General features: G+C 38.7%; 5 protein-coding genes. 2 read left to right on the top strand and 3 right to left on the bottom strand.

Annotated elements, in window-relative coordinates; all coding sequences use genetic code 11:
• Window positions 1–169: 169 nt before the first annotated feature.
• Window positions 170–841, top strand: a complete 672-nt coding sequence (locus tag A5867_RS07110) for a CPBP family intramembrane glutamic endopeptidase (RefSeq protein WP_087627233.1) — start codon at window positions 170–172, stop codon at window positions 839–841.
• Window positions 842–923: 82 nt separating this feature from the next.
• On the opposite strand, the gene A5867_RS07105 is transcribed toward A5867_RS07110, so the two are convergent.
• Window positions 924–4,754: a MucBP domain-containing protein gene (locus A5867_RS07105; protein ID WP_087627232.1), complete on the bottom strand. Its 3,831-nt coding sequence runs from the start codon at window positions 4,752–4,754 to the stop codon at window positions 924–926.
• A gap of 638 nt (window positions 4,755–5,392) precedes the next feature.
• Here A5867_RS07105 and A5867_RS07100 point away from each other — a divergent pair.
• Entirely contained in the window at window positions 5,393–6,007 is a 615-nt protein-coding gene (locus tag A5867_RS07100) for a helix-turn-helix transcriptional regulator (protein WP_087627231.1), read from the top strand.
• A gap of 109 nt (window positions 6,008–6,116) precedes the next feature.
• Here the strand turns inward: A5867_RS07100 and galU are convergent, their stop codons facing one another.
• Together galU and A5867_RS07090 are read right to left on the bottom strand one after the other, a co-directional pair.
• On the bottom strand, window positions 6,117–6,989 hold the full coding sequence (gene galU / locus A5867_RS07095; protein ID WP_087627230.1) for a UTP--glucose-1-phosphate uridylyltransferase GalU: 873 nt from the start codon (window positions 6,987–6,989) through the stop codon (window positions 6,117–6,119).
• Between the two features lie 21 nt (window positions 6,990–7,010).
• Window positions 7,011–7,889: nucleotide sugar dehydrogenase (locus tag A5867_RS07090; protein ID WP_087627229.1), on the bottom strand; the 879-nt coding region annotated here is incomplete at its 5' end.

The raw sequence follows: 7,889 nt of genomic DNA, 5'->3' as shown, positions 1-7,889 counted from the left end.
GTGTTACAGAGATTCTTATAAACTTCTCTTTTTTTTCACCATTTTTGAGAATTGTTCTAATAAATCTTTTATTTTGATACTAATAAAAGCAAGCCTATCAGCCATGATATCGTATTCACTCCGTTTTATTTTCGTTTAAAAATAATGAGAGAGATCTTTTTGTACTTTGATGTTTTTTCTGTTTATAATTCAGCGTGTGGCAATTACTTTAAAGGATGTGTTCAAAATGAAACACAAGTCAGCAACGTATTTATTTATTCTTACATTAGTCATCGGTTTAACCTATCAAATGCTTCCCTATACACCCCTAAGCGATTCCGTTTTATCCATCATTGGTACTGTATGGAATGTGATTTTGGCATTTGGTGCAGGGTACTTTCTCTTACGAAGGACCTTTTTGGAACAATTCAAGCATTTTCGTTTCATCGTTTTATTATGGGGTGTCCCTTTCGTCATTTTGACTGGCGTGTTCTTTTCCTTTATTTATGCCGCTATTTTTGGACAACCAACAACCAACTCGATCAGCGAAACCATCACTGTCCAAATGGTCTTTTTGCAAGTCCCCTTTATGCTGATGGGAGAAGAATTGCTTAGTACCAATCTCTTGTTAGCTTTACAGAAAAAAGGATTCTCTTTCCTCTGGTCTTCCATCATTTGCAGTGTGCTGTTCGCTTTGTGGCATATCCCAGCGTACGGTTTTCATCCAGCACAATTATTGATCACCTTGATGCCCGCAAGATTGGCACTCAACTACGTCTGGAAAAAATCCAATAGTGTTTGGGTCAGCTGGATCTGCCATTTTCTTTATGATGGACTCGGTTTTATTTCATTCTTTCGTTAAATAATCAAAAAAAGGACAGCTGAATCGTAGCTGTCCTTTTTTGATAGTCAGTAACGCCTTACCCCAATGACTTACTTGATCGCTATTTTCGCTTTCTGAAATAAAGCCAGCTTGCCGTGGCGACGAAGCACAAACCAACTACAAATGGGAACAACGTCCCCTGTTCATCGGTCTGCGGCAATCTTTGTGCAGAAGCGCTTTTTTTCGAAACAACAGTCGCCGTTGGTTCTTTTTTATCAGAAATAATGACGGTTGCTGCATTTTCTTTTGTATAAACATACGTCACAGTTGCCTCTTCCTTACCGAATGTACCTTTGGCATTTTGCGGCAGCCGACTTTCGTCTACTATGTAGCCTTCGATTGTTAGTTGAAATTCTTCTGTACTAGCATCGTAAGAGTCGCCCACATTCCCGCTAATCGTTTGAGAAGCGTGAATTTCTTTGCCTTCTGTATCTACGTATTCGACCGTTACATCCACTGCTGGTATCGGATTTTCTTTGTAGATGTAGGTGACGGTTTGTGCCGTTTCGCTAAATACGCCTTTACTATTTTCTGGCAATTGACTTCCATCTAGTGTATAGCCATCGATCGATAGTTTATATTGATCTGTACTTGCATCGAAAGAGTCGCCCACATTCCCGCTAATCGTTTGGCTAGCGTGGATTTCGTTGCCTTCTAAATCTACATACTCAATCGTGACATCAGCTGCGGGTACAGGTTTTTTTTTGTAGATATAAGTGACGGTTTGCGCTGATTCGCTAAACACACCTTTAAGATTTTCTGGCAATTGGCTTTCGTCTAAGGTGTAGCCATCGATTGTTAGTTGATATTTTTCTGTGCTAGCATCATAAGAGTCGCCTATGTTTCCACTGATCGTTTGGCTAGCGTGAATCTCGTTGCCTTCTGTATCCACATACTCCACTGTTACATCCGCTGCAGGTGTCGGATTCTTTGTATACACATAGGTGACTGTTTGTGCTGTTTCGCTAAATACACCTTTACTATTTTCTGGTAATTGAGTTTTATCTAGTGAGTAACCTTCGATCGTTAATCGATATTGTTCCGTACTGGCATCGTATGTATCACCCACATTACCGCTAATTTTTTTAGCAGCGTGAATTTCGTTGCCTTCTACATCTACATACTCAATCGTGACACCCGCTGCGGGTACAGTTTTTTTTGTGTAGATATAGGTGACGGTTTGTGCCGTTTCGCTAAATACACCTTTAAGATTTTCTGGCGACTGGCTTTCATCCAATGTATAGCCATCGATTTTTAGTTTATATTGATCTGTACTAGCATCGAAAGTGTCGCCCACATTACCGCTAATCGTTTGAGAGGAGTGTATTTCGTTGCCTTCTGTATCCACATATTCAACAGTTACATCCGCTGCGGGTATCGGATTTTTTTTGTAGATGTAGGTGACGGTTTGCGCTGTTTCGCCAAATACACCCTTACTGTTTTCTGGTAATTGGCTTTCGTCTAAAGTGTAGCCTTCAATCACTAATTGATAGTTCTTCGTGCTGACATCGTATGGTTCGCCTACGTTTCCACTTATAATTTGAGAAGGATGAATTTCGTTGCCTTCTGTATCCACGTACTCGACTGTTACATCCGCTGCTGGTATAGGATTTTCTGTGTAGATATAGGTGACGATTTGCGCCGTTTCGCCAAATACACCTTTAAGATTTTCTGGCAACCGGCTTTCGTCTAAAGTGTAGTCTTCGATTGTTAGTTGGTATTTTTCTGTGCTGGCATCGTAAGAGTCGCCTACGTTTCCACTGATCGTTTGGCTAGCGTGGATTTCGTTGTCTTCTCTATCTACATACTCGATCGTGACATCCGCTGCTGGTATCGGATTTTTTGTATAGATGTAAGTGATGGTTTGTGCTGTTTCACTAAACACACCTTTACTGTTTTTTGGCAATTGACTTTCGTCTAGTGTATAGCCATCGATCGATAGTTTATATTGATCTGTGCTTACATCGAAAGAGTCGCCTACATTCCCGCTAATCGTTTGACTAGCGTGGATTTCGTTGCCTTCTAAATCTACATACTCAATCGTGACATCAGCTGCGGGTACAGGATTTTTTGTGTAGATATAAGTGACGGTTTGCGCTGATTCGCTAAACACACCTTTAAGATTTTCTGGCAATTGGCTTTTATCTAAAGTGTAGCCTTCGATTGTTAGCTGATATTTTTCTGTACTAGCATTATAAGAATCGCCCACATTTCCACTGATAATTTGAGAAGGATGAACTTCTTTGCCTTCTGTATCTACGTACTCAACCGTTATATCCGCTGCTGGTATCGGATTTTTTGTGTAAATGTAGGTGATGGTTTGTGCTGTTTCACTAAATACGCCTTTACTGTTTTCTGGTAATTGGCTTTCATCTAGTGTATAGCCATCGATCGATAGTTTATATTGATCTGTGCTGGCATCGTAAGACTCACCTACGTTTCCACTGATCTTTTGCGAAGCGTGAATTTCGTTGCCTTCTAAATCTACATACTCAATCGTGACATCCGCTGCTGGTATCGGATTTTCTGTGTAGATATAGGTGACGGTTTGCGCCGTTTCGCCAAATACACCTTTACTATTTTCTGGCAATTGGCTTTCGTCTAGTGTATAGCCATCGATCGATAGTTTATATTGATCTGTGCTAACGTCGAAAGAGTCATCCACATTCCCGCTAATCGTTTGAGAGGAGTGTATTTCTTTTCCTTCTAAATCTACATACTCAACCGTGACATCCGCTGCTGGTATCGGATTTTTTGTGTAAATGTAGGTGACGGTTTGTGCTGTTTCGCTAAACACGCCTTTACTGTTTTCTGGTAATTGGCTTTCGTCTAGGGTGTAACCGTCAATTGATAACTTATACTCATCCGTACTAGCATCATATGAAGCACCAATGGTACCAGATAAAGTCTTCGTTTCATGGATTTCTTGCCCTTGAGTATCAAGATATCTGACAGTTACCTCTCCCACCTGCTCCGGGTCAACAATGACATTGACTACATGGGTTGTATATACACTATATGAGGCTTGTCTAGCCATAAAAATTGCTACGTAAGTCCCCGGTTTGCTCGGATCAACATTTGTGTAGTACGGAAAGATCTGTGAGTCAGAAATACTTTTTTCTATGTTGCCGCTAAAATTTAACTTAAACGCCTCGATCCCTAATGCCTGTGTTGAGAAATCGAAGTTACTGTTTACAGGAATATGAATCGTATCGGGGCTATCTCCAAAAGCATACTCGCCTACAATTTGACGCTCATAAAGTGCCAATGTTTTGGTTTCTCCTGCTTGCAAATTGATAGAATTTCCAATCGATGTAAATGCGTAGTTCAATCTTTGATTCGTTGTACCCACTTGCTTAATAAAGTAGCCCCCTGAAGGAACCTGAATCGTTACCTTTCCTGAACTGTCCGTGACTAACAACGTCACTTCACCAGATGTCGAGGAGGTCAATGTGAAATAAGCGCCTTGGATTGGCTGGTTTGAATTACTATCTAAAACTTGAACCGTCAGTTGCGCATTGACAGCTCTTGCAGACGACGGATCAACAGAAGAAGGGACATTATTTACAGGGCTTGCAGCAGGTTCTTCTTTATTTTCTGATCCGCTGATGGCTTCTTTACTGTCACTACTTGCTTGTGTTTGTTCGTTCTCAGCATCCACGCGCGCTGAGGTCGTTGTTGTTAGCGTATGATTTTCTACTTGAGAGGTAGCTTGTCCAGCATCCGCAGAAGCATTCGTATCATCAGATTGTACAGTTTTCACTTCTTCCTGATCCACCTGCGGAGATTCTGAAAACACTTGGCTTTCCGCCACTACCTGAAATGCTGGCGTTACCACCGCAACACTTAATAAGATTACTAAAGATAGAATATATTTAAACTTCTTTTTCACAAACTTTCACCTTAACCTTCTTTTTCAAAATTAAACCCTTTTTATCCAAACTTTTTTTACGCCTAAAAATCATTATAATTTATTAATTTTTAATTTACAAACAATTTTTTATTTAGCGTATCATCCACTCCTATCAAAAAATTTTTATGCGGACACATGAAATACCATTGATCGTTTGTATACTTAATTCACTTGTCATCGCATTGCATCACCTCTTCAGAATTTTATAATTCAAGCACCCTCTTTTTCAAGCAAATCCAGTGCAAATCAGCGCAAAGTTCCTTTGCATCCTTGTTTTATCAATGATTTCATTTTCATAAAAAGGAAACTATTTTTTACTTAATCGTGACTTTCTTTTTTCGAATGATTCGAGTAAGACTGTCTTCTACTCTGAATATATGCTATCTTTGAACATTTTCCACTTCATATATGACAATTGTTACTTATTACAGATGAAGGATTCGCTGAAAAAAATCGAGCACTTTCAGGAAATTTTTTAGGAATACCCGACATAAGCTCATTTAAATTTAATCTTTTAAGAATAAAGAAAAGAACTTGTGCATTTTTTCGTTAAATCGAGCTTTACAATTGTTTCTTTGAACCGCTTTATGATAGGATATGTCAGAAGGAGCATTGAAATGACTATAGCTGAAAAAATAAAAGAGCGTCGCTTGAAATTAGGACTCACCCAACAAGAAGTTTCCGAAAAATTATTTGTTACTAGACAAACGATCTCAAATTGGGAAAACAACCGAAGTACCCCAGACATCGATACATTGATCAAATTAAGTGATCTCTATCAAATCGATTTAGAGTCACTACTAAAACCAGAACAATTAGCAGAAGAACCAGAAATAAAGAGTGACGAAAAGAAATCAACCTTTCGCCTTCCTCTATACTTGCTCAATTTAACTGCAGTCGTCGCTTGCGTTTTCACCGACTTCTTAACACCAACAGGAACAATGACCCTATGGACAGCTGCTGCACATTTTTTGTTACTAGTTAACTTTGTCCTTTTATTCGGCTTTTTCCTCACAAAAAAAAGACCCCTCCCTGCAAAAACAATTGTCTTTGCATTAGGAAAAGGTCTGATGATCTTAGCCATTATATTAGGTTTTACTCTTTGGTCGAATAAAGGAGCTTCCGCAGATGCGTTACATCTGATTGGCCATAATTATGGTCATTTTATCTATTTGACGTTTAAAGCAATTGGGGTGATTTATTTGTTTGATTGGCGGAAGTTTGAGATGTAAGAATTAATTGAGACTCTACCAATTATTGGATTGATGATTCAGATTTGTTTCTTCAATCCTATATTACCATACCATTCTTCAGTCCCTATGAATCGAAGTCACTTTTCAATTAGATTCTTTCCGCCAACTCTTTGATATAACTCCGAAGTTCATCTTTGATTTCAGGATGTTTTAATCCATATTCAATGTTTGCTTCAACCATTCCTAGCTTGTCACCAACATCATACCGTTTGCCTTTAAATTCATGAGCAAATACCCGTTGGATCTTGTTTAGTGAATCGATCGCATCAGTAAGTTGAATTTCATTTCCTGCTCCTGGTTCTTGATCTTCTAGTATTCCAAAGATTTCTGGCCGCAAAAGGTAGCGACCAATAATTGCTAAATCACTCGGAGCATCTGCAGGTGATGGTTTTTCGATAAATTCGCTCACGCTATATAAATCTTTTGCGGCTTCTTCACTGGGATTAATGATGCCATATTTTGACGTGTCTTCATGAGGAACTTTCATGACCGCAAGAGTGGATGCGTTCGTTTTCTCGTAATTGTTGATCAGCTGCTTTGTTAATGGAACATCATCTTTCATAATATCATCTCCCAGCATGACGATAAATGGCTCATCGCCTACAAAAGCTTTTGCTTGAAGAACGGCATGACCTAAACCTAAAGGACGTTTTTGACGAATAAAATGCAAGTTGATTCCTGTCGTTTCTTCAACAAGTGCCAAAAGCTCTTTTTTCCCTTTTGATGATAGGTTTGATTCCAATTCAAAGTTTGAATCGAAATGATCTTCAATTGGACGTTTCGCTTTTCCTGTCACAACTAAAATATCTTCAATTCCTGAAGCAATTGCTTCTTCAACAATGAATTGAATCGTTGGTTTATCAACGATTGGTAACATTTCTTTTGCGATTGCTTTTGTTGCTGGTAAAAATCTGGTCCCTAACCCTGCTGCAGGAATAACAGCTTTACGAACTTTTTTCATTTTTGCCCCTCCAAAAGAATATTAGTTATCTCCAAAAATATCTCTCGTATATACCTTTTCTTTTACATCTTCGAGAATACTTTCAAAACGATTACTTACAATGATATCCGAAAAGTCTTTAAATTCTTCAAAATCCTTAATCACTTTAGAATTAAAGAACGTTTCCTCGTTAAGGGATGGTTCATACACCACCACCTCGATTCCTTTTGCTTTAATACGCTTCATAATACCTTGAATCGATGAATATCTAAAATTATCAGAATTAGCTTTCATTGTTAAGCGATAAATCCCTACAGTTTTGGGGTTTTTAGCCAGAATCTGGTTAGCTATAAAATCTTTTCTAGTTGTATTGGCATCGACAATTGCGCCAATAATATTACTTGGCACATCTTCATAATTTGCACGCAACTGCTTCGTATCTTTGGGTAAGCAATAACCACCGTAACCAAACGAAGGGTTGTTATAATGAGAACCTATTCTTGGATCTAAACCCACCCCTTCGATAATTTGACGACTATCTAGTCCACGTGTCTCTGCGTAAGTATCTAGTTCATTGAAATAAGCTACTCGCAAGGCTAGATACGTATTTGAGAAGAGCTTAATTGCCTCCGCCTCTGTAGAGTTTGTTAGCAAAACAGTTACATCCTCATCCCATGCATTCTCTTTGAACAAACTGGCTACTTCTTCTCCCCGATCAGAAACTTCTCCTACAACGATACGAGAAGGATGTAAGTTATCATAAAGAGCTTTGCCTTCTCGAAGGAATTCTGGAGAGAAAATAATATTTTCAGTTTTAAATTTTTCTTTGACATCAAGGGTATATCCAACAGGAACAGTGGATTTTATGATAAACGTTGCATCAGGACGAATCTCCAAAGCTTTTTCTATTACGTCTTCAAC

This window comes from Enterococcus sp. 6D12_DIV0197 (assembly GCF_002174385.1).
Lineage (GTDB): Bacteria > Bacillota > Bacilli > Lactobacillales > Enterococcaceae > Enterococcus_D > Enterococcus_D casseliflavus.
The sequence above is the reverse complement of the archived record's forward strand: the minus strand, read 5'-3'. Positions and strand labels throughout refer to the sequence as shown.